The sequence below is a fragment of the Pseudomonas salmasensis genome, from assembly GCF_014268375.2.
In the GTDB taxonomy this organism is placed as follows: domain Bacteria; phylum Pseudomonadota; class Gammaproteobacteria; order Pseudomonadales; family Pseudomonadaceae; genus Aquipseudomonas; species Aquipseudomonas salmasensis.
The window spans coordinates 5,650,811-5,671,503 of the sequence record NZ_CP077083.1; the positions used below are offsets into that span (position 1 = coordinate 5,650,811).

At 59.9% G+C, this 20,693-nt stretch carries 23 protein-coding genes; 8 read left to right on the plus strand and 15 right to left on the minus strand.

Annotation, left to right across the window (positions count from 1 at the left end; all coding sequences use genetic code 11):
• Positions 1-31: 31 nt before the first annotated feature.
• The 8 genes from HU731_RS25470 to HU731_RS25505 are packed head-to-tail and all read right to left on the minus strand — an operon-like array spanning position 32 to position 6,176.
• A complete protein-coding gene (locus HU731_RS25470; RefSeq protein ID WP_186608412.1) occupies positions 32-985 on the minus strand; it encodes a metal ABC transporter solute-binding protein, Zn/Mn family in 954 nt (317 codons plus the stop codon).
• Positions 985-1,884, minus strand: coding sequence for a metal ABC transporter permease (locus HU731_RS25475; protein WP_186608413.1), 900 nt, complete (start codon positions 1,882-1,884; stop codon positions 985-987). The genes HU731_RS25470 and HU731_RS25475 overlap by 1 nt, the downstream gene beginning before the upstream one ends.
• The gene (locus tag HU731_RS25480; protein WP_186608414.1) at positions 1,881-2,627 is read right to left on the minus strand and encodes a metal ABC transporter ATP-binding protein; all 747 of its coding nucleotides are present in this window, start codon (positions 2,625-2,627) and stop codon (positions 1,881-1,883) included. The genes HU731_RS25475 and HU731_RS25480 overlap by 4 nt, the downstream gene beginning before the upstream one ends.
• Positions 2,624-3,544, minus strand: a complete 921-nt coding sequence (locus HU731_RS25485; protein WP_003190157.1) for a metal ABC transporter substrate-binding protein — start codon at positions 3,542-3,544, stop codon at positions 2,624-2,626. The genes HU731_RS25480 and HU731_RS25485 overlap by 4 nt, the downstream gene beginning before the upstream one ends.
• A gap of 19 nt (positions 3,545-3,563) precedes the next feature.
• Positions 3,564-4,124, minus strand: a complete 561-nt coding sequence (locus HU731_RS25490; RefSeq protein WP_044267921.1) for a DUF6162 family protein — start codon at positions 4,122-4,124, stop codon at positions 3,564-3,566.
• Complete coding sequence (locus tag HU731_RS25495) at positions 4,121-4,444, minus strand: hypothetical protein (protein WP_014717808.1); 324 nt, start codon at positions 4,442-4,444, stop codon at positions 4,121-4,123. Before HU731_RS25495 ends, HU731_RS25490 begins: the two co-directional genes overlap by 4 nt.
• Positions 4,441-4,977: a PA2404 family protein gene (locus tag HU731_RS25500; RefSeq protein WP_019817260.1), complete on the minus strand. Its 537-nt coding sequence runs from the start codon at positions 4,975-4,977 to the stop codon at positions 4,441-4,443. The genes HU731_RS25495 and HU731_RS25500 overlap by 4 nt, the downstream gene beginning before the upstream one ends.
• Complete coding sequence (locus HU731_RS25505; RefSeq protein ID WP_186608415.1) at positions 4,974-6,176, minus strand: PepSY-associated TM helix domain-containing protein; 1,203 nt, start codon at positions 6,174-6,176, stop codon at positions 4,974-4,976. The genes HU731_RS25500 and HU731_RS25505 overlap by 4 nt, the downstream gene beginning before the upstream one ends.
• Before the next feature lie 747 nt (positions 6,177-6,923).
• Here HU731_RS25505 and HU731_RS25510 point away from each other — a divergent pair.
• Genes HU731_RS25510 through HU731_RS25525 form a run of 4 tightly spaced genes read left to right on the plus strand, consistent with a single transcriptional unit; the run spans position 6,924 to position 11,395 of the window.
• Complete coding sequence (locus tag HU731_RS25510; RefSeq protein ID WP_186608416.1) at positions 6,924-8,081, plus strand: KamA family radical SAM protein; 1,158 nt, start codon at positions 6,924-6,926, stop codon at positions 8,079-8,081.
• Positions 8,078-9,445, plus strand: a complete 1,368-nt coding sequence (locus tag HU731_RS25515) for an ATP-grasp domain-containing protein (protein WP_186608417.1) — start codon at positions 8,078-8,080, stop codon at positions 9,443-9,445. Before HU731_RS25510 ends, HU731_RS25515 begins: the two co-directional genes overlap by 4 nt.
• A gap of 4 nt (positions 9,446-9,449) precedes the next feature.
• Positions 9,450-10,166 (plus strand): 2OG-Fe dioxygenase family protein, encoded by a 717-nt coding sequence (locus HU731_RS25520; protein WP_186608418.1) that lies wholly within the window; start codon positions 9,450-9,452, stop codon positions 10,164-10,166.
• Positions 10,163-11,395, plus strand: coding sequence for an MFS transporter (locus tag HU731_RS25525; protein WP_098952160.1), 1,233 nt, complete (start codon positions 10,163-10,165; stop codon positions 11,393-11,395). The genes HU731_RS25520 and HU731_RS25525 overlap by 4 nt, the downstream gene beginning before the upstream one ends.
• 106 nt (positions 11,396-11,501) lie before the next feature.
• On the opposite strand, the gene HU731_RS25530 is transcribed toward HU731_RS25525, so the two are convergent.
• Complete coding sequence (locus tag HU731_RS25530) at positions 11,502-11,960, minus strand: VOC family protein (RefSeq protein ID WP_186608419.1); 459 nt, start codon at positions 11,958-11,960, stop codon at positions 11,502-11,504.
• Positions 11,961-12,045: 85 nt separating this feature from the next.
• Complete coding sequence (soxR, locus tag HU731_RS25535) at positions 12,046-12,495, minus strand: redox-sensitive transcriptional activator SoxR (RefSeq protein WP_186608420.1); 450 nt, start codon at positions 12,493-12,495, stop codon at positions 12,046-12,048.
• Between the two features lie 100 nt (positions 12,496-12,595).
• On the opposite strand from soxR, the gene HU731_RS25540 reads away from it, so the two are divergent.
• Positions 12,596-12,961 carry an antibiotic biosynthesis monooxygenase gene (locus tag HU731_RS25540; protein WP_186608426.1) on the plus strand — a complete coding sequence of 122 codons (366 nt, stop codon included), beginning with the start codon at positions 12,596-12,598 and terminating at the stop codon, positions 12,959-12,961.
• Here HU731_RS25540 and HU731_RS25545 read toward each other — a convergent pair.
• Positions 12,950-14,047 (minus strand): sigma-54 interaction domain-containing protein, encoded by a 1,098-nt coding sequence (locus tag HU731_RS25545; RefSeq protein WP_186608421.1) that lies wholly within the window; start codon positions 14,045-14,047, stop codon positions 12,950-12,952. The two genes, HU731_RS25540 and HU731_RS25545, sit on opposite strands and share 12 nt — an antisense overlap.
• 267 nt (positions 14,048-14,314) lie before the next feature.
• Between HU731_RS25545 and HU731_RS25550 the strand changes: the two genes are divergently transcribed.
• The 3 genes from HU731_RS25550 (at position 14,315) to HU731_RS25560 (ending at position 17,834) form a co-directional block, all read left to right on the plus strand.
• Positions 14,315-14,584: a hypothetical protein gene (locus HU731_RS25550; RefSeq protein ID WP_098952151.1), complete on the plus strand. Its 270-nt coding sequence runs from the start codon at positions 14,315-14,317 to the stop codon at positions 14,582-14,584.
• Positions 14,585-14,815: 231 nt separating this feature from the next.
• A complete protein-coding gene (locus HU731_RS25555; protein WP_186608422.1) occupies positions 14,816-15,976 on the plus strand; it encodes a cysteine desulfurase family protein in 1,161 nt (386 codons plus the stop codon).
• A gap of 49 nt (positions 15,977-16,025) precedes the next feature.
• Positions 16,026-17,834: an aminopeptidase P family protein gene (locus HU731_RS25560; protein ID WP_186608423.1), complete on the plus strand. Its 1,809-nt coding sequence runs from the start codon at positions 16,026-16,028 to the stop codon at positions 17,832-17,834.
• 38 nt (positions 17,835-17,872) lie between these two features.
• Here the strand turns inward: HU731_RS25560 and HU731_RS25565 are convergent, their stop codons facing one another.
• The 4 genes from HU731_RS25565 to rhtA form a co-directional block, all read right to left on the minus strand.
• Positions 17,873-18,463 (minus strand): 2-hydroxychromene-2-carboxylate isomerase, encoded by a 591-nt coding sequence (locus HU731_RS25565; RefSeq protein WP_186608424.1) that lies wholly within the window; start codon positions 18,461-18,463, stop codon positions 17,873-17,875.
• Positions 18,464-18,497: 34 nt separating this feature from the next.
• Positions 18,498-19,229, minus strand: coding sequence for an SDR family oxidoreductase (locus tag HU731_RS25570; RefSeq protein ID WP_032892542.1), 732 nt, complete (start codon positions 19,227-19,229; stop codon positions 18,498-18,500).
• Positions 19,230-19,327: 98 nt separating this feature from the next.
• Entirely contained in the window at positions 19,328-19,609 is a 282-nt protein-coding gene (locus HU731_RS25575; RefSeq protein WP_003190182.1) for a hypothetical protein, read from the minus strand.
• A 163-nt stretch (positions 19,610-19,772) separates the two neighbouring features.
• Entirely contained in the window at positions 19,773-20,660 is an 888-nt protein-coding gene (gene rhtA, locus HU731_RS25580; RefSeq protein WP_186608425.1) for a threonine/homoserine exporter RhtA, read from the minus strand.
• Positions 20,661-20,693: the final 33 nt, after the last annotated feature.

Here is a 20,693-nt window from a genome sequence, read left to right on the forward strand (position 1 = left end):
CGAGTTTATCCCTGACGGATCGGTGGCTTGCCTAGCGCGTAAGTGCCTTGATCACTTGGTCTACATTGGTTTCCAGCTCCGTCACCGGGTCGGCACCGTCTACATTCAATACCAACAGTCTGGAGCCGCCGGCAGTGACGGCGGCTTTGACCGCATCACTGGGTTGACGGTGATGCAGCACCACCGCCACGTCGTTGTTCTTCAACGCGCTGCTGAGTTTTTGCAGCGCCTCAGGCGTCCACTCGGCATCGGGGCGTGCATCGGTGCTGAGCACTTCCAGGTTCAGGCTGCTGACCAGGTACGCGAAGTGATCGCTCAAGCTGAGCACACTCAGGTTGTCGGCCTTGGCCAATCGCGCCTCGCTGTCGGCGGTGAGTTTGAGCAGACGTTGTTTGAGCGCGGCCAGGTTGGCGTCGATCCTGGGTTTGGCAGCCGGCGCCAGGCGGCTCAGGTCGGCGGCCATCACGTCGGCCATGCGCCCCATATTATTGCTCGATTGCCAGGGTTGGCTGTTCAAGCCATCGGTGACTCCCGGCTGTACTGCGATACCCGGCAAGCCGCCGTCCACCGGGCGCGCGGCATCGACTTCGACGATGCGGATATTGCTGCGCCGTGCCACGGGGTACAGCGGGTCATCGGCCCACAGCGAGCGCAGGCCGATGGCCGCGTCGGCGTCCAACGCCAAGGTGTTCAATGCCGCAGCACCGCGGCCGGTGAAGTAGGACACCTGCCGCGAGCCTGGCAGGTTGGCCGGCGCGGCGCGTTCAAGCTGCACGTCGGTGCCTTTGAGCAGCGCCTCGGCCAGACCATAGGTAATCGGCAGCGAGGCCAGCACTTTGACCGGCTGCTTGGCCTTGGTCAGGGCCGCGTGACCGAGACCCTGGTTGACTTTGAAATCCTTGGCGTCGAAACCGTCGACGGCCAGCGCCGACGTACTGATCAGGCAAGCGATGGCCAAGGCCAATGGGCGAAAGACAGGGCGCATTATCCAAGATTCCCTTTGAGGCTGGGCACAACGCCACGGGCGATGGCGGCGAAGGCGAAGGCGATACCGGCAACCAGAATGATGGCGGCGCCGGAGGGGATGGGCAGGTCGAAGATGATCGGCAGCAGGATGCCGCACAGGGTGCTGACGGTAGCGATCAGCACCGAGATCCAGAAAAACCCTTTGAGTGACTGGCTCAACAGGCGCGCCGCAGCGGCAGGAATCACCAGCAAGGCACCGACCAGGATTGCGCCGATGACCTTGACCGCGGCCACGGTGATCAGGGTCACCAGGATCACGAACAGGTAGTCCAGGCTTTTCACCGCCACCCCGCGCACTGCCGCCAATTGCGGGTTGAAACTGGCCAGCATGATGCGGTTGTACAGCGGCAATGCCAGGGCCATCACCAGCGAACCGACAATGGCCAGCACCAGCAGGTCGTTGCCGTTGACCGTCAGCACCGAGCCAAACAGCACGTTCTCGAGAATGTGCACGTTGATCTTGCCGGCCAGGATCAGCAGCAGGCTTGCCCCCAGCGCCAGGGACACCGACAGGAACACGCCGATCAAGGTGTCGGGCGCCAGGCCGGTGCGGTTACGCAGGTAATTGAGCAGGATGCCGAACAGCAGGCAGTAGCCAAACAGGCTGCCATAGGGCCCCGTATAGGGTTCGCCCAGCAGGATGCCCACGGCCACGCCGGTCAGCGCGGCATGGCCGACGGCTTCGGAGAAAAACGCAAAGCGTTTGACCACCACCAGCGTACCCAGGCCGCCGAGTACCGGGCCGATCAACAAGCCGGCGAGCAGGGCGTTGACCACAAACCCATAGGCCAGGGCTTCGGGCAGGTAACCGGAAGAGGCCCAGGCCTGGACCATCAAGCGAAAGGCTTCATAACTCATGGCGCCGGGCTCCGAGGGTGGGTGGAGAACAGAGTGAGCAGGCGGTCCGGGGTCAGCGCCTCTTTCGGTGTGGCGTCGAACAGCACGCGGCGGTTAAGACCGGTGACGCGGTCGGCCAGGCGGCCCACGGCCTCCAGGTCGTGCTCGATCCACAGCACCGTAATCCCGGCCAGACGCCAGTCGTTCAACAGCCGTTCGAACACCTGGATACCCGCCTCGTCGAGGGCCGACATCGGCTCATCCAGCACGAGCAACTGCGGCGCCGGAATCAGCCCCTGGGCCAGCAGTACCCGCTGGCGCTCACCGCCGGACAAGGCACCCATGCGGCGCTTGCGCTTGTCTTGCATGCCAACGCGCTCGAGGGCATGGCCAATCGCTGCTGCGTAATGCCTGGAAAGACCCAGGAACGCCGGGCGACGCTGGCACATGGCAGCCATGAAATCGTCCACGGTCATCGGCAAGCCTCGGTCAAATTCCAGCGCCTGGGGCACGTAACCGATGGTGCCGGGGGTGGTTGGCCACTCCAGGCTCAAGCGCCCCTGATGCGGCGTTTGCCCGAGCAGGGTCTTGATCAGCGAGCTTTTGCCGCCGCCATTGGGGCCAACCAGCGCATGAATGCTGCCCGGTTGTACCTGGAAACTCACGCCGTCGAGGATCACGGTGCGCCCCAGGGTCAGCGAGACCTGGTCGAAGTGCAGAGTGGGGCCGACGCTGACGGCGTTCAGTTGCTGCGCCGCGGTCATGCTCCCGACTCCTGGATCGCGCGGACCACGGTGTTGAGGTTGCCGGTCATCTCCACTTCGTACTTCTCAGCGCTGTATTCGCCGTAGGAAATATGCGACAGCGGGTACAGCTTGACCCCGGATTCACGCTGGATGGTATCGACGTAGGTGGACGGGAAGTCCATCTCCGAGAAGATTACTTTCACATCCAGGGCGCGAAGTTCATCGATGGTCTTTTTCAGCTGGCTGGGGCTTGGCTCGATACCGTGGGCCGGTTCGACCACGGCGGTGACTTCCAGGCCAAACTCGCGCAACAGGTAGTCGTAGGCCGCGTGCACAGTGGCGACGCGCAGGTCCGGGTTGGGCGCGCTGGTCAGCTTGGCCAGGGCGTCGGCACGCATCTGGCGCAGGCGCTTGCCGTAGGCGCGGGCGTTCTGGGTGTAGGTCTTGGCGTTGTCCGGGTCGAGCTTGCCCAACTCGCGGGCAATGTTATTGACCTGGGCAATCGACGCGCTGATCGACAGGAAGGTGTGCGGGTTGACCACCTTGCCCGCACCGCGTGCCGCGTTACCGGTAGCGGCGAGCAGCGGCACGTTGGCGTTGGCTTCGATCACCTTGATGTCCGGGCGCTCGCTGGTGGCGATCATGCGGTCGGCGAAGTCGTCATGGCCGACGCCGTTGAGCACGATCACATCCAGGGTACCGATGCGCTTGATGTCTTCAGCGCGCGGCTCGTAGGCGTGAGGGTTGAAACCGGCGGGAATCAGCGGCACCACCTCGGCCTTGTCGCCCACGATATTGGCTACATAGCTGTAATAGGGGTGCAAGGTAATGCCGATACGCAGGCGCTTGGCGGCCTCGGCATTGGCAAGGGGGGCGAGCATCAGGCTGAACAGGCCAACCATTAACAGGCGTAACAGGGGCGATGACATAGACATGGGCAATCGGTCTTCTCGTTCAGTGACGGTGCTGGCGGGTGACGCCGGCATCGAATTGCGCGACCACCTGCTGCCAGCCGGCCGCGATCAGCGCCTGGTCAGTGAGGTCGGACGGGGCGGCAAGGTTGGCGCTGCGGTTGAGCCAGATATCCGGCTCACTGCCTTGCACGCGCATCAGCAGCGAACCGCTGGTAGCCGGCGCCTGGCTCAAACCCAGATAGGCGGCGGGTGCCAGCAACTGCCAGCGATGGCCACCACGGCTGACCGAACTGGCGTCCTGGGCAAACGGCGCGAAGCCTTCTTCGGCCAGTTGCTCAGGCGTCGGCAAGGCGCTGTGTTCCTGCTGCAACAGGTGGATTTCATCCAGGGTCACCCGCAGGTCGGCGTAGATGCCTTGCTCGGCCGCGCTCAGGTCGCGGCGGGCGTCCAACTGGTGGCTGGGCACCGCCGCGACTTCCTGGGTTTCCCCGTGCAGCGCCACGACCGTGCCCGCCACCGCGAGGATGATCAGGCACAACAGCAGCACAAAAAGCGTTTCGTGGCCCGCGCCGGCGGGGCGTACAACCTGTGTGGTACTCATTGCGACGGGATATCCGCTTGGTCGATTTCCACCACGTGGCCCGGGCCGGCATCGAACAGCACGTAGAACTCGGCGGCGGGCTTCTTGAAGGTCAGGGTCGAATCCTCGCCAAGCTTGCCCGGCACCAGGATGGTTTCGTCGTAGCCGATCACATCCAGGGTTACGCCGGGGGCGCCACTGCCGTCGGAGAAACCGCCTTTGCATTGGATCTGCTCGCCGGGGATTTCCTTACATTCGCACATCGGGTTGTGGGCGAAGGCGGTAGTGCTCAGGCCGGCGCACAGCAACAGCGCGGCGCGGGTGAGGCGCTTGAACGTCATGGTTTGACTCCTTGCTTGTTCAGCCAGGCAATGGTGGCAGGCGAGGCCTGGCTCAGCGGGATGGAACCCTGGTGCATGCTGCCGTCCCACCCTTCCATGGTCACCCATATTTCGGCGTCCGCCGGGGTGCGTTCTGGTATGGGCAGGGCGGCGCCCATACGGTACGGCGTGCCGAAGAAGATCACTCCGGCAGCGCGCAGGCTGCGGGGTTTGCCGATACGCAGGTAAGTGGCCTTGACCTGCTCGGCACAGGTGTCACACAGGGCAGCGTTGAAAAACTTCATCGGGCCAGCCGGGTTCGGGCTCGGGCCTTCGTTGCGAAACTCAGCCAGCGTCAGGCTCCAGGGGCCGACTTGTACCTGCCCGGCCACGCGCTCGCCGATGCCGGTATCCCCGCGAAACAGCGCGGCGTCGGCAAAGTATTTGGGCATGAACCCCAGCGGCACCAGCAACAGCAGGATGTTGATATGGAAACGCCATTTCAGCCAGAAGGCACGCAGCGGGGACGGCGGTACGGTCGCGACCTTGCTCATCGCTGGGCCTCCGAGGTTTTAGCGTGCATGGTCGGGATGGAAGCGGATTGACGTTGCGTCTTAGTTTCCCGCTTGAGGGCGTTGAGGGTGGCCAGGGCGGTGCGCTTGGTCCAGATCAGCAAGCCGCTCAATACCATCATGCTCAGCACCAGGCCGAAGAATGCCCAGATCAGCTTGATCCACAAGCCGCCGAAGTCACCGGTGTGCAGCGGGCGCATCGACTCGGTGACAAATTCCAGTTTCGAGCGGTCGGACAGCAGGTGGGCGGCGGCGACCTCCCCGTCATAGGGGTTGATCTGCGCAGTCTGGTACATCAACGGATACCAGCCCCGTCCGCCGATCTGCAGGTGGCTGTAAGCATTCATGGGAAGGCTGATGAAACTTGGCTCCAGGCCGGGGATACGCTGCGTGGCGATTTTGATCGCGTCATCGACGGGAATCATCGGCGCCGGTACGCCAGGCGCCGACATTGGCACCTTATCCCGGGCAATCACCGGGATGACGGGCTCGGTGGAAATCGAAATGTGGTTGTCCCCCAGGATGGCGCGGATCAGGAACCAGATGCCGGTGACGGCAATCACAGCAATGAACCAGATCGACCAGATGCCGCTCAACCGGTGGAAGTCGCCCCAGAAAATCCGTGCACCGTGGCGCACACGCAGTGTCGGGCGTAGGAAGCCCTTCCAGAACTTCTTGTAAACCACCAGTCCTGTGACCAGTGAAGCAAGCAACGGAATACCGAGGGCAGAGACCAAATACCAGCCCCAACTGTAGCCGTTGGTGAACGGTACAAGCCACCAACCGTGCAGGGCGCGAGTGAATTCCTGGAAATTGAACGAAGGGCTTATGCCCTGAATTGCTCCGGTATAGGGGTTGACGTAGACCTCGACCGAGCGCCCGTCGGGATAGCTGAGGTCTACGCTCAGAGCGAAATGGGATTCGTCGGGGCGGCTGATTGACTGAACGAACACCCGGGGCTCTTCGCGTTTGATGGCGGCGATCACTTGATCGTAGCTCAGCGGCTGAGCGTCATCCGACGGCTTGCTGGCGCGGATATCCGGATTGGCCAGCCACACGATTTCCTGGCTGACCACCGCCAGCGTGCCGGTGACGCAGACAATCAGTACAAAGAACCAGATGGGCAACGCCAGCCAGCTATGGACGAGAAACCAGAGTTTGGAGCGTGACTTCTTCGACATATGAATGAGGGTCTTGATCGGAGGGGCGATGGAGGCCCGGAAAAGGCCAGTCGTAGCTTTTGCTGACGCGACAGGCTGTATCTAAGTTAAGACGGATGAGAATGAGAAATCCCTAAGGCGGATATGAAAGAAAATGTTTCAGGTTCACATTCAGGCCGCATTTAAGCGCTGATCGAACACGTAATGCACCAGCCCGCGGGCGTTCAGCGGCTTGCGTTAGGCCGGGGCAGACCTCCAAGGACGTGATCATGCCGCTGTGTGATGTCGTCAGCAGCCATGCATTTGAGCGCCACTCCCTCGCGGCCAACCCCTGGCTCAGCTGAAGTGCGGCTACGTAGTTATATAAGTAGAAATAACGCTCTCCATAGTTACTTTCAGTGTTATTTGTTTTTCAAATAGCTTGGCTTGAACGAAAGCGCCCCTTGTCATTACGGGGTGTTGGCGTGGGTGCAGGTTAATTCCAGAGGGATGGCAAGGTTATTGTATTGACACATTGGCGGGCATCGGCTTTAGTGAGTGCGGACTTGGAAGTCGGAATGTTATAAAAAGGAAGTTAATCGCATGACCGTGCTAGTCGTTTATTCGCGCCATCACGTGCTGAACTGTTATATCTCTCTGGTGCCGGTGATCAAGTTAGTTACTTGATCGTGGTCTGTCGTCTGCCCGTCGATTGACATTGCTGCGAATAATACTTTTCCTGCGCTGGAAAAGTACGCGTCCCTATGCCTTAACAGAGAGTTCAAACTCATGTCGATTTTTGATCAAGCCATGCATCGTTCAGTTCAATGGCAAGACTGGCGTTGGCAGCAGAAGAATGCCATCCGCGATGAACCTGCACTGCGCAATGCCTGCGGTGGATGGGACGAGGCCACAACGGCGCACATCGAGCACAACTTGCAAGATCGCAAGATGCAGATCACGCCTTACTACATTGATTTGATCAAGCGTTCACTCACCACCGCAGAGGTGATGGACCACCCCCTGTGGCGCCAGGTAGTACCGTATTGGAGCGAACAGGTGCAGGGCGACTACGACGGCAGTTCCGAAAACTGGGAACTCAATCATGAGATGAAGACGCCCATCTGCCAGCACAAGTACGACAACCGCGTGATCCTGCGCACCACCAACACGTGCAATGCCTATTGCCAGTTCTGTTTCGAGGCGCTGCGCACGCTGCAGGTGGGCACCGACAAAGCTAACGCCAACACCGACTCGTTCAAGGATTCGGTGGAGTACATCCGCGGTAACCCAGCGATTGAAGAAGTGATTCTCAGCGGCGGTGACCCACTGATGCTGGCCGACCGCAAGCTTGAGGAGATGCTGGCCGCATTGCGCGGCATTCGTGATGATCTGCTGATACGCATTCATTCGCGGGCCTTGAGTTTCAACCCGTTTCGCGTGACCGATGAGTTGGTGGCGATGCTGGAGAAGTACAAGGTCAATGCATTTGGTGTGCATGTCTGCCACCCGCTTGAGCTCAGTACTGATTTTGCCGTCGCGGTTAAACGGATTCAGGGTGTGGTACCGATTGTATTCTCTAACATGCCGCTGTTGCGTGGCGTGAATGATGATGAAACGACGTTGCATAAACTATTCATTGATCTTTATCGTCTGGGCGTGAAGCCATATTACTTATATCACTTCATGCCGTTCTCACCCGGTGCTTCAGAGTATAAGGCGTCGATCAGCCACGCCATCGCCATAATGGATCGGCTCAAACGCCGCGTATCGAATATTGCCCTGCCCGAATATGTACTACCTCACGCACAAGGAAAGTTCACCGTGCCGTTGTTGGACTTTGAAAAACCTGAAGACTTACCGCATTTCGAAGTGCGCGATGGGCAGCGGACTTACCGTTTTCGCAACTGGGAGGGCCAATGGTGCAGTTGGCAGGATGCGGTATGAAACAGGCTGCGATTCTGTTTATTGATGTAGATGACAGCGCTTGCGCTCGCTACCGCTACCGGGAACCGCATTTCACGGTGGCCCGAGCCGACGGCTTGGCGTGTTTGACGGCCGCCGTGGCTGGGCACAAGCACCTGCAACGACTCAAGGACGACAGTGACGAAGTGTTCCTGCTCGAAACGCTCAGTGAGCAGTCTATTCTGGAGTTGGTCGGACAGTTAGACGGGCGTTATCAGGTGCGGGGGATTTTCTGCCAGGCCGGGCACCCGTCCGCACAAGGGGAGGTGGGCTGTATCGTTGCGCAGGCGTGTCAGCGGTTGGGCTTGGTCTACAGCCACCCAGAGGCGATTGCCGCGTGCAATAACAAGTTCTTGATGCGCCGCGTGTTGAAACAGCATGAATTGCGTTCGGTACCGTTCATGCTGTGCAACAACGAACAGGAACTCCAGCAAGGCGCCGAGCGCGTGGGTTACCCATTGATCGCCAAACCGCCCTTTGGCGGGGCTTCAGCGTTTATCAAAAAATGCTCGAGCTGGGAGGAGCTACGCAGTCACTATCGGCATTTTGTGAGTGATCATGGCGCCGCCGCGTATGCGGACTTCTACGGCTGTGCGCACGCCCTGCCGCTTGAGGATGGGCTGCGGCGTGAATACCTGCCAGGCCACAGCATTCTGCTGGAAGGTTATATTCCTGGCATCGAAGGCAGTGTGGAATGTGTGATTGTCGGCGAGTGTGCCCATCCGCTGCTGATCAACGAAAAATTGCTGCTGACCGAGCGCAGCGGCACGGTGCTTGAGAACCTGCTGATTTCCCCGCCGACGTCGTTCAGCCAGGCCCAGTGCGAGCAGATCCGCCAGTACGCGGTGGACTGCCTGCACGCAGTGGGCCTGACCAACGCCGTGGTGCATTTCGAGTTTCGCATGACGGACGCAGGGCCGGTGGCTATCGAGATCAACCCGCGCCTGGGCGGACTGTATGTGAACTCGGCGTTCCGCGACTTGGCCGGTATCGATCCTTATCAGTTGTACATGGGGTTGTTGTTGGGCGAGAAGGGCATCAATGCACAGTTAGAGGCTGGCGCACATAAGGTTGCCGATGCGGGGCAACACTACGCGATGCTGGCGATTTATCCGCAGCACAGTGGCCTTTTCAGGGGCATTGACGGTCTGCAGTTTCTGGACCAACACCGCTCGGTGCTGGAATATGCCCCGCAGGACCCCGGCCACTACATTGACGCGGATATCGAGGAGCATTATTTGCTCAAATGCTGGGCCCAGGTTGGCAATGCCGACGACGCCCATGCCTTGCACGATGCGTTGCAGCAACATCTGCGCATCCTCATCGATCCACCGGTGGCAGGATAGCGATATGGACATCCCTCAGATTTCGGCGCTTTTGCGCGAACATCACTTCTGTCATCGCCCGGACTTTCGCGAACTGGTCAACGTTGAACCCGGTGAAGAGCAAAGCTTTCGCGCGTATTGGGACAACCTGGTGCGCGACGAGGCGTTCAGGACTTATACCCACCGCGAACGGCGCATCTTGCGCTATCGTCTGTTACCGTCACGGCAATTGCAGATCGACAGGAATACGGCGTTCAAATCGCCGGTCACCTACGCGGTGAACTATCGCCAGGGCGTGAACCACCTGAGCTATAGCGAGGAAGGCTTTATCGAGCACCCACTCATGCACAAGCTGCTGGCGACGGACCTTGCGGTGATTGCCCCGCACCTGGGCGAACAGACCTATACGATCGATATTCATCAGTTCCGGGTGCGGGCGGATGTGTCATCGCGCAGCCCGACCACATCGGGGATTCACCAGGACGGCCTGGATTGGGTGTTCATGCACTTTATTGGCGAATGCAACACGGTGCCGGTGGTGTCGGAGGTGTTTGCCGACGAAACGGAGCACAGCCGGCTGCTGAAACTGCCGATGGAGAAATTTCTGGAGACTATCGTGATCAACGACCGTGGGTTCTACCATCGGGCCGGGGAGGTGCGACCGCGAGTGGAGACGGCACCGGCCTGGCGCGATGTGCTCTTGGTAAGCCTGCGCTGTGTCGAGGAGGCACAGTTTGCATGAGCCACGATCAACAACTGAATCTGTCGACCCGCAACGCTCGCCTGATCATCTTTGCCCGCGGTGTGTCGGATTTTGGCGCGTTCCTCAACATGGTGGCGTTGTCCACTTATGTGTACTGGCTCAGCCAGAGCGTAGTGTTTGTCAGCATCTTCCTGGCGTGCCGGGTCACCGGCGGGATTGTCGCCAGCCTGTTTGGCATCCCGTTTTTCCGGCGGTTTGCCGGGCGTGGGACGTTGGCGGGGTTGGACCTGGCCCGGGCGCTGTTGCTGACGCCGCTGCTGGTGTTGTTACCGGCTCATCAACTCACCCTTCTTCCCTTTATCGCCTTCGGCATCGGTCTGTGCAATTCGCTGTTTGCCATTGGCCTCAACAGTCAGTTGCCCACCTGGGTCGCGCTTGAACAGCGGGTGAATACCAACGCATGGATCACCTCGGCGGCCGCCACCGGCGCGGTCTTCGGCAGTTTGCTCTCCGGCTTGCTGATCGCCACGGGCGGATTTGAAGCGGTGTTTGCCGTCAACATCGGCACCTATGTGATTGCCGCTTGCCTGGTCTTGCCCTTGCGCGCGTTATATAGCGTTGCTGTTGCCGTCCATCGCGGGCTCGCCGCTGAATGGCACGAGCTGACCAAGGGGTTGCGCGGTGCGCCGGTGCTGGCCGCGATGTTGCTGATCAGTATGCTCGACACCCTCGGCAGTGCGGCCCATAACGTTGGCTGGCCAGTGCTGTCGCAGTATATTTCACCGGACACGGCCAAGACGGTCATGGGCTATCTGCTGGCCGTGTGGGCCTGTGGCAAGTTTGTTGGCGCGCGCATCGCCAGTGCAGTGTTGAAAGGTCGTGGCACCCAAGGCATGGAGCGCTTGTTCATGCTCGGTGTGGCGTTGATGTCCAGCGGCTTTATCCTGACATTCCAGCAGACCGAACTGTGGCTGGCGCTGTTGCTGGTGGTGTGGGCAGGGCTGGGCGATGGATTGTCCGAGGTGGCGTTGATCTCCCGTGCGCAAAGCGAGCCCGATAGCTTGCGCTTGCCGCTGTTCAGCCTCTTGACCCTGATCCAGATGGCCGGTTTTGGCGTGGGCATGCTGGTGGTCGGGCCGTTCTATGTGACGTGGACGCCGGCCCAGGTGATCGTGTTGTTCCATGGGCTGCCATTGACCGCCTTGTTGGTCATGACGATATGGCTGGGGCGCAATGCCTACCGGGGTGTCAGATCGACGAACCCTTGACGTGTTCCAAACGCCACAGAGGCCTTTAGCTTGCCGGAGCAGGGCGGTTGGAACCTGGGGCAAGGTGTGGCGTGTTGCAGGCGCGAGCAAGCTCACGCCCACAGGGTTAATCTTGCTTGAACATCTCCATGGCACGTTGGCGGATTTGCTCCTCGGTCAGGTCCTCCTTATGGGTGGCCAGGAACCACAGGTGCCCGAACGGATCCTTCACACTTGCCGAGCGATCCCCATAGAACTGATCCTGCGGCTTGGACACTACGCTGGCGCCGGCACCAACCGCCTGTTTGAATTGTTCGTCCACGTCATTTACATACAGGTGCAGGCCGACACTGGGATGTGCGTCCGGATTGCGCAGGGCCGTTTCGTCGCAGGGTGTGCCCAGCATGATCACCGCTTCGCCAATACGCAGCTCCGCATGGCCGACCCTGCCGTCAGGCATGTCCAGGCGCATGAACACTGAGGCGCCAAAGGCCTTCTTGTAGAACTCGATCGCCTTTGCGGCCTCGTTGATGCCCAGGTAGGGGGTAATGCCGTGATAACCCTCGGGAATAGGTTTAACGCTCATAACGTTCTCCTTGAGTTGAGGTACGAGCATTTCACTATAGGCCACGTAATGCGTGGTCTGCGGGCAACCGACGAGGTGCTTTTTATCAAGGCTGTGTGGTGGGCTCCAGCAACTGGGCGCCTGGCCCACACTCAGCGAGCTTATCGTCTTGATTGCGCAACGGGCACGCCTCCATCGACAGGCATCCGCACCCGATGCAACCATTGAGCTTGTCGCGCAGCAGCATCAGCTTGTTGATGCGCTCATCCAGGTCTTCACGCCATAACGCCGACAGCCGTTCCCAGTCGTGAGCGTTCGGCGTGCGCCCATCGGGCAGGGCCCGCAATGCCTCGCCAATGGTCGCCAGCGGAATGCCCAGGCGTTGAGCGATTTTGATCAGCACCACCCGGCGCAGTACATCCCGTGGATATCGCCGTTGATTGCCGGCATTGCGATTGCTCTTGATCAGCCCTTTGGATTCGTAGAAGTGCAGGGCGGTCACCGCCACGCCGCTGCGGGCAGCAAGCTGACCGACGCTGAGTTCCTTAGTGAGCATAAACCTCTCCCAAACAGTGCTTGACCTCGACTTAACTAGAGGTTTTACCCTGCGTGGCATCGAATCGCAAGATTCTGCCTACAGCGAAGGGGGAGTTTTCATGCAGGTCTCAGAGAAAAATCACAGCTTCACTCAACTGATCGAATTTCACATCGAACCCCGTCAGCAATCTGCTCTGGTGGCCGCCTTGACCACCCAGAGCGAGCGTCTGGCCGTGCGCCATGGCGGCTTCTTGAGTGCCAGCGTGCAGGTCAGCGATGACGGGCGGAGGGTGCTCAATTATTTGCAATGGCAATCGCGGGAAGAGGGGGAGGCCGCCTTCAAATGTTTTGAACAGGGCGGCGAAGATTTCTGGACGCTGATCCGCGCTCACCGGGCCACGGCCGTGACCTTTGGCGCATTCCGGGTACTGCGCAGTTTTGAGCGCAGTCAGGACGATGCCCTGCACTGCCGGCTAAATGGATAGATGCAGCATCCGTTCGCCTTGCACATGTGCCCCAAGCCTGCGTTTGTTCACGGCCAGTTCGCCGATCTTGATCAGGCGAGCGCGGGTGACGTTGCGACTCAGGCCCAGCAGGTTGGCGGTGTGCACCTGGTTGGAGTGGCTGAAGCGATAGGCAGCGCGCAATAAAGCGTCTTCGACCTTTTCATGCAGGGCACCGGACTGTTCCTCGAAGAGCTTTTGAAACGCCCGCGCCAGCAGGGCTTCTGCAGGGGTATCGGTGTCGCTGTCGTTCTGGCGTTCGATGCGCAGGTTCGACAGGCGCAGGTCGTCGGGTTCGATCACAGCATTGCGGCAGATCAGCAGGGTGTGATGAATCACGTTTTCCAGCTCACGGATATTGCCCGGCCAGCTGTAGCGCTTGAGCTTGTGCTCGGCCTCGTGGCTCACGCTGATCGGGCCGTAGCCCAGGCGCTGGCTGTAGGTTTGGATGAAGTGCCGGCTCAGCGGCAGGATATCGCCGGTACGTTCGCGCAGCGGGCGCAATGCCAGGCTGACTACATTGAGGCGGTAGTAGAGGTCTTCACGGAAACGCCCGGCATTGATGGCCTTTTCCAGTTGTACATTGGTGGCGGCCAGGACTCGTACATTGATAGCAATGCTCTTGCGCGAACCCAGGCGCACCACTTCGCGCTCCTGTAGCACCCGCAGCAGCTTGACCTGGATGGTCATCGGCAAATCGCCGATCTCATCCAGAAACAAGGTGCCGCCGTCAGCCTCTTCGAACCAGCCGGCCTTGGCGCTGAGGGCACCGGTAAAGGCGCCTTTCTCATGGCCGAACAACTCGGCTTCCACCAGGGATTGCGAAAAGGCCCCGCAGTTCACCGCCACGAAGGGCCGGTTTCGCCGCGTACTGAGGTGGTGGATATGCCGCGCAACAAGTTCTTTGCCGGTGCCGGTTTCGCCGATGATCAGCACGCTGGCTTCGCTGGGGGCCACTTGCTGGATATGGTCGAGCAGTGCCTGGGACTTTGGGTCTTCGAAGACCTGGGCTGTGGCGCGGATCGAGGTGGCTAGGGCAGGCGAGGGCGGCAGGGTGAACAGCTGCATGGTGACCTCTCATGGGAGTTCGGGCTTTGTTGAAGGGCTGTTGCCTGGTCGGCAGTGGGCTGCGCGCAAGGTCTTTATAGAGGGATCGTCTTAATTCGTAAATGAAGGTGTTTGTATATTTATAGAACTTAAATGAATATCAGGGCGTTCCCCCCGCGGACGCCGATACGCGTGATAGCGACTATCACGGACGATGATTTTTCTGCGAGAAGGGCCGGGAGTAGCCTGTGTCCATTGACTCGAAACCTCCTTCGCAGGGCCATCGCCATGAACCGTTTCCTCGCTGTTTCCTTTTTACTTGTCACCTCTGTCCTTGCCGGTTGTGCGACCCAGCCTTCCCCGGAGTTGCGTCCCTATACGGCCGAGGAAACCAAGCAGTTGGCCCTGGAGGCCCTGGGCCGTCGCGGCTTGTCGTTTGACGACTATCAACGCCAGCGCGCCGCATTGATTGGTCAGCCACAAAAGCCCTTCGGTTTTGATCGCCAAGGCGAAATGAACGCCGAGCGGAGCGTGGTTTTGCATGGTCGGCCCAGTTGAGCGCGCTTCTTGCGGCAAAAAGCCCGAGGTTTCCCACAAGGAACCTCGGGCTTTTTGTTTGCCATGGGGCTACTTCAGCCTGTTAAGCTCAATTCCAGGAGCGTTCCTACGCACATTTAAATAAAGTTACCTTCTTTAATGGCATTCGATCGGTTAAACCTGACGACCTCTGTTCTGGTCGATGCCCCCGAGACGCTGCTCTTGGGAATACGCTCTGCGAGTTTTAACCTCATGAATAAACGTCCGCTGTATTTCGACTACGCCGCCACCACGCCGGTGGATGAGCGAGTTATCCAGGTGATGGTCGAGTGTCTGGGCTTTAACGCCCATTTCGGCAACCCGGCATCCAGTTCCCATGCATTCGGCCAAGCGGCCCGGCAGAAGGTTGAACAGGCGCGTCGGCAAGTGGCCGAGTTGGTGGGGGCGCAGGCCGAGCAAATCGTCTGGACCTCCGGTGCCACGGAATCCAACAACCTGGCGCTCAAGGGCGTGGCCCAGGCCCGAGGTGTGGCGGGTGGGCATATCATCACCAGCCAGATCGAACACAAGGCCACGCTGGACACCGCCCGGCAATTGCAGGAAGCCGGAGTGGCAGTGACTTACCTGGTACCGGATGCAGACGGCTTGATCAGCGTCGAGGCGGTCAGCGAAGCCTTGCGCGAGGATACCTTTCTGGTCTCGCTGATGCTGGTCAACAACGAACTGGGTACCCTCAACGACATCCCGGCCATTGGCGCACGGGTGCGTGAGCAGGGCGCGTTGTTCCATGTGGACGCGGCGCAAGGGGCAGGCAAAGTGGCCATCGACCTGGCCCAGTGGCCGGTGGACTTGATGTCGTTCTCTGCTCACAAGCTGTATGGGCCCAAGGGTATCGGCGCGTTATATGTCGGGCCGCGGGCGCAGCAGAAGGTATTGGCGCAGATTCACGGCGGTGGCCACGAAGGCGGTTTGCGCTCCGGCACCCTGGCGACTCATCAGATTGCCGGCATGGGCACGGCGTTTGCCCTGGCGGCGGCGTCTTTCGCCGATGAGAAGGCCACGATTGTCGCGCTGCGCCAGCGCTTGCTGGATCAGTTGGCGTCGGTTGCCGGCTTGCGTCTTAATGGCAGCCCAACCCAGCGTATTGCGCACACCTTGAGCCTTACGTTCAGCGAAGGCGAATTCAATTCAGCCGCATTGAGTGCAGGCATTGCCTTTTCCGCGACTTCAGCGTGCAATTCGGCCAGCAATGCGCCGTCCCATGTGCTCCTGGCCTTGGGGCATGACGCTCGCAGTGCCGCTCGCACTATTCGCTTGAGCCTGGGCCGGTTCACCACCGAACAGGATATCGACCAGGCCGCGCAATTGATCAAGGCCGCGTTGGCGAGCGCGCCGGCGTTCTGGGCGGTCTGATTTATCATTCGCAACACATAACAATTATTAGTGGTTAGCAGGAGACACAATGAGTACGCAGCCTTTGACCCATGGAACGGTTCCCCAGCGCCTGGCGCATACCCGTGAACTGATGCGCCGCGAAGGCATTCATGCCCTGCTGGTGCCATCGGCGGACCCGCACCTGTCCGAATATTTGCCGGGTTACTGGCAAGGGCGCCAGTGGTTGTCCGGGTTTCATGGTTCGGTGGGCACCCTGATCGTCACGGCGGAGTTTGCCGGGGTCTGGGCGGACAGCCGTTACTGGGAACAGGCGACCAAGGAACTCAAGGGCAGCGGTATCGAGTTGGTGAAGCTGCAACCGGGTCAGCCTGGGCCGCTGGAGTGGCTGGCCGAGCAAACCCCTGAGGGTGGCGTGGTGGCGGTGGACGGTGCGGTCATGGCCGTGGCCTCGGCACGTACCCTGGGTGGCAAGTTGGCCGAGCGCGGCGCGCGTCTGCGTACCGATATCGATGTGCTCGATGAAGTCTGGCAAGACCGCCCGGCATTGCCGAACCAGCCGATCTATCAGCATCTGCCGCCCCAGGCCACCGTCACTCGTGGCGAGAAACTGGCCGCCCTGCGCGCCAGTTTGAAAGACAAGGGCGCCGACTGGCATTTCATCGCGACGCTGGATGACATCGCCTGGCTATTCAACCTGCGCGGCGCTGATGTGTCGTTCAATCCAGTGTTTGTGTCCTTTGCGTTGATCAATCAACAGCAGGCGACTTTGTTTGTGGCGTTGGGCAAGGTCGATGCGCAACTGCGGGCGGTGCTTGAGCAGGATGGCGTGACCCTGCGTGATTACAGCGAGGTGGCGCAAGCGCTGCGAGCGGTACCGGCGGGCGCAAGCTTGCAAGTAGACCCCGCCCGCGTCACTGCCGGCTTGCTGGAAAACCTCGACGCGGGCGTCAAGCTGGTTGAAAGCCTCAACCCCACCACACTGGCCAAATCCCGTAAGAGCCTGGCAGACGCGGAACATATCCGCCAAGCCATGGAGCAGGATGGTGCGGCGCTGTGCGAATTCTTTGCCTGGCTCGACAGTGCCTTGGGCCGCGAGCGTATTACCGAACTGACGATTGACGAACACCTGACCGCTGCGCGTACCCGCCGCCCAGGCTATGTATCGCTGAGTTTCAACACCATTGCCGCTTTCAACGCCAACGGCGCGATGCCGCATTACCACGCCACCGAAGAAGAACATGCGCTGATCGAAGGTGATGGCTTGCTGTTGATCGACTCGGGCGGCCAGTACCTGGGCGGCACTACGGACATCACGCGGATGGTGCCCATCGGTACACCGAGTGAAGAACAGAAGCGCGATTGCACGCGGGTGCTCAAGGGCGTGATTGCCCTGTCCCGTGCGCAGTTCCCCAAGGGCATTCTTTCACCGTTGCTGGATGCCATCGCCCGTGCGCCGATCTGGGCAGAAGGCGTGGACTACGGTCACGGTACAGGCCACGGCGTAGGTTATTTCCTCAACGTGCATGAGGGCCCGCAAGTGATTGCCTATCAAGCCGCTGCGGCGCCACAAACGGCGATGCAGCCAGGGATGATTACTTCAATTGAGCCGGGTACTTATCGCCCTGGCCGTTGGGGCGTGCGTATTGAGAACCTGGTGTTGAACCGTGAAGCGGGCAAGACCGAGTTTGGCGAATTCCTCAAGTTCGAAACCCTGACCCTGTGCCCGATTGATACCCGGTGCCTGGAGCCGTCGTTGCTGACGGCGGATGAGCGTGAATGGTTCAACGCGTATCACGCCCAGGTGCGTGAGCGTTTGAGCCCGCTGCTCGATGGTGCAGCCCTTGAATGGTTGCAGGTGCGCACTGCGGCGATTTGATCGGATGCAGCCGGGGCATTTCCGGCTGCAATCGACATCTAGCTGAGGGCTTCACGCACAAAGTCCAGACGGTCCTGGCCGAAGAACAGCTGGTTTCCTACAAAGAAACTGGGAGCGCCGAACACGCCGCGCTTAATGGCTTGTTCGGTTTTGTCCTTAAGAGCGTCCTTGACGGCTGCATCATTGGACAGGGCCAGTACCTGCTCGGGATCGAACCCCTGTTCGGTGAGCACATTGGCCACGACTTCTGGGTCGCCCAGGTGATGGCCTCCCACCCAGAGTGCCCGGAACAGGCAGTCGATGAAGTCGAGGAAGCGCTCAGGCTGGTGAATTTGAATGCCGGTGACGGCGCGCATCAGCACCAGGGTATTGATGGGAAAGTGTGGGTTGAACCTGAGCGGCACGTTGTAGCGTTTGGCGTAACGCGCCAGGTCATCGAGCATGTAGCGCCCTTTGGCGGGCACCATGATCGGCGAGGCATTGCCCGTGGCCTTGAATACACCGCCCAATAGCATTGGTTGATACACCACCTGCGCGCCGGTTTGGGCACACAGCGCCGGCAACTGGGTATAGGCCAGGTAAGTGGCGGGGCTGCCGAGATCAAAGAAAAACTCCAGGGTTTTACTCATGGTCTGTACTCACTGCTTATTGTTATAGGGGGCGTCACCAGGTTTCGTTCCAGGGGCGCAGGTCCAGTTCGAACGTCCAGGCGTCCCGTGGCTGCTTGTGCAGGAACCAGTAGTTGTCGGCAATATGGTCAGGGTTGAGGAGGGCGTCCTGATCCTTGAGGGCGTATTTTTGCGGGAAGTTCTCGCGAATGAAGTCGGTATCGATGGCACCGTCGACCACCACATGGGCGACATGGATGTTCATCGGGCCTAGCTCCCGCGCCATGCTTTGTGCCAGGGCGCGTATTCCATGTTTGGCGCCGGCGAAGGCGGCAAACCCTGCGCTCCCGCGCAAGCCGGCGGTGGCGCCGGTGAACAGGATAGTGCCGCGGTTGCGCGTGACCATGCGCTTGGCGACTTCCCGTGCGTTCAAAAAGCCAGAGAAGCACGCCATCTCCCAGATCTTGAAGTACTTGCGCGCGGTTTCTTCCAGAATGCTGCAAGGCACATTGGCGCCGATGTTGAAGACGAACGCTTCAATAGGCCCCAGCTCGGTTTCGATTTGCTCGACCAGTGCGATTACGTCTTCTTCTTTACGTGCATCACAGGCAAAGCCATGGGCTTCACCGCCGGCTGATTGAATGCTGTCTACCAGGGGCTGCAGTTTGTCGGCGCTGCGACGGGTGACGCAGGCGATGTAGCCTTCGCGGGCAAAGCGTTTGGCTATGGCGCCGCCGGTTGCGTCACCGGCGCCCACTACTAATACGATTTTCTTGTTGTGCGGCATAGGAACTCCATTGGCTCGATGGTCGAGCAGGAGTTTAGCCTTCGCGTCGTAACTGGCCGGAATTTAAGATGAGCAGTCAGGAAAGACTGCTCGGGCAACTATTTGCAGATGACGATCATGCTGCGGCTGGTATAGCCGGCAGGGTTCAGGCCGAAGGGGTAGTCCCCAGGCTCTTCGGAGTTGTCGCCAGACTTGGCGATCACCCGGTAGCCCTTGGCGCCGCATGAGTTGGCTGCACTGGTGTAGCACTGGTCCCAGGAGGAGGACAGGCCCGAACAGTTGATATGCAGCCCTTTCTTACCCCGTTTCACTTCTGTTTTTGTGGTTGCAGCACAGCCAGCGATGCCCACAACCAGCAACAGTATCAAAATTCGTTTCATTCCCATCCTTAATAGCCGCCCTGCAAAAGAACAGAGCCGCTTTACTCGCTCTCGAGCGAAGCGTTCATGCTGTCCGTGTCGAAATTCTCCATGAATGACATTCGGTTACGGCCTAAACATGGCCTAAATGAGCGGTAAATACCAGCGCTGGCTTTAAAGATGATCAGTCGGCGGGTACTAGCGGTTTGGATTCGTTGCGCATCGTCAACGTGGCGCCTACAGAAGCCAGGATAATGCAGGTGATGGCCAGCCATTGGGCTAGAGATAAATGCTCATGCAGAAAGAACAGGCCGGAAAGGGCGCCGAACGCCGGTTCGATACTCATCAGCGTGCCGAACGTGCGGGCGGGCAGGCGAGTCAGCGCGACCATCTCCAATGTGTAGGGCAAGGCCGTGGACAGAATCGCGACGCCGATGGCGATAGGGATCAGGGCAGGCGTCAGCAGCGCGGCGCCTGCATGCACGATGCCGATCGGTGCGACGAACAGGGCGGCAATCATCACGCCGAGTGCGGCGGTCTGAACACCATTGTCGTTCCCAGCCTTTTGGCCGAACAAAATATAGAGGGCCCAGCATCCGCCTGCGCCCAGTGCGTAAGCCGCGCCGACCCAGTCGATACCGCTACTGGCCTCGCCCATTGGAATCAACAGCAGCAGGCCGATGATCGCCAGGGCAATCCACAGGAAGTCGACAGCTCGGCGCGAGGCATAGATAGCGACGGCAAGCGGGCCTGTGAATTCCAGCGCTACTGCAATCCCCAGGGGTACGGTGCGTAGGGACATATAGAAGAGGAAATTCATGCCGCCCAGTGCCATTCCGTAAATGACCACTGTACGTAAGGATTTGGCCGTCAGCGTGGCGCGCCATGGGCGTAACAGCACCAGCATGATCACACTGGCGAAAATCAAGCGCAGAGCAGTGGTGCCTTGTGCGCCAACAATAGGAAACATGCTTTTGGCCAATGACGCACCGGATTGGATGGACGCCATGGCGATCAATAGCAGGCCGATCGGAAACAAGGCGGATGCCAGGCTGCGAGGAGGGGTGGTCATTGGGGGAGCTCTTCCGAAGTCATGATCGATAAA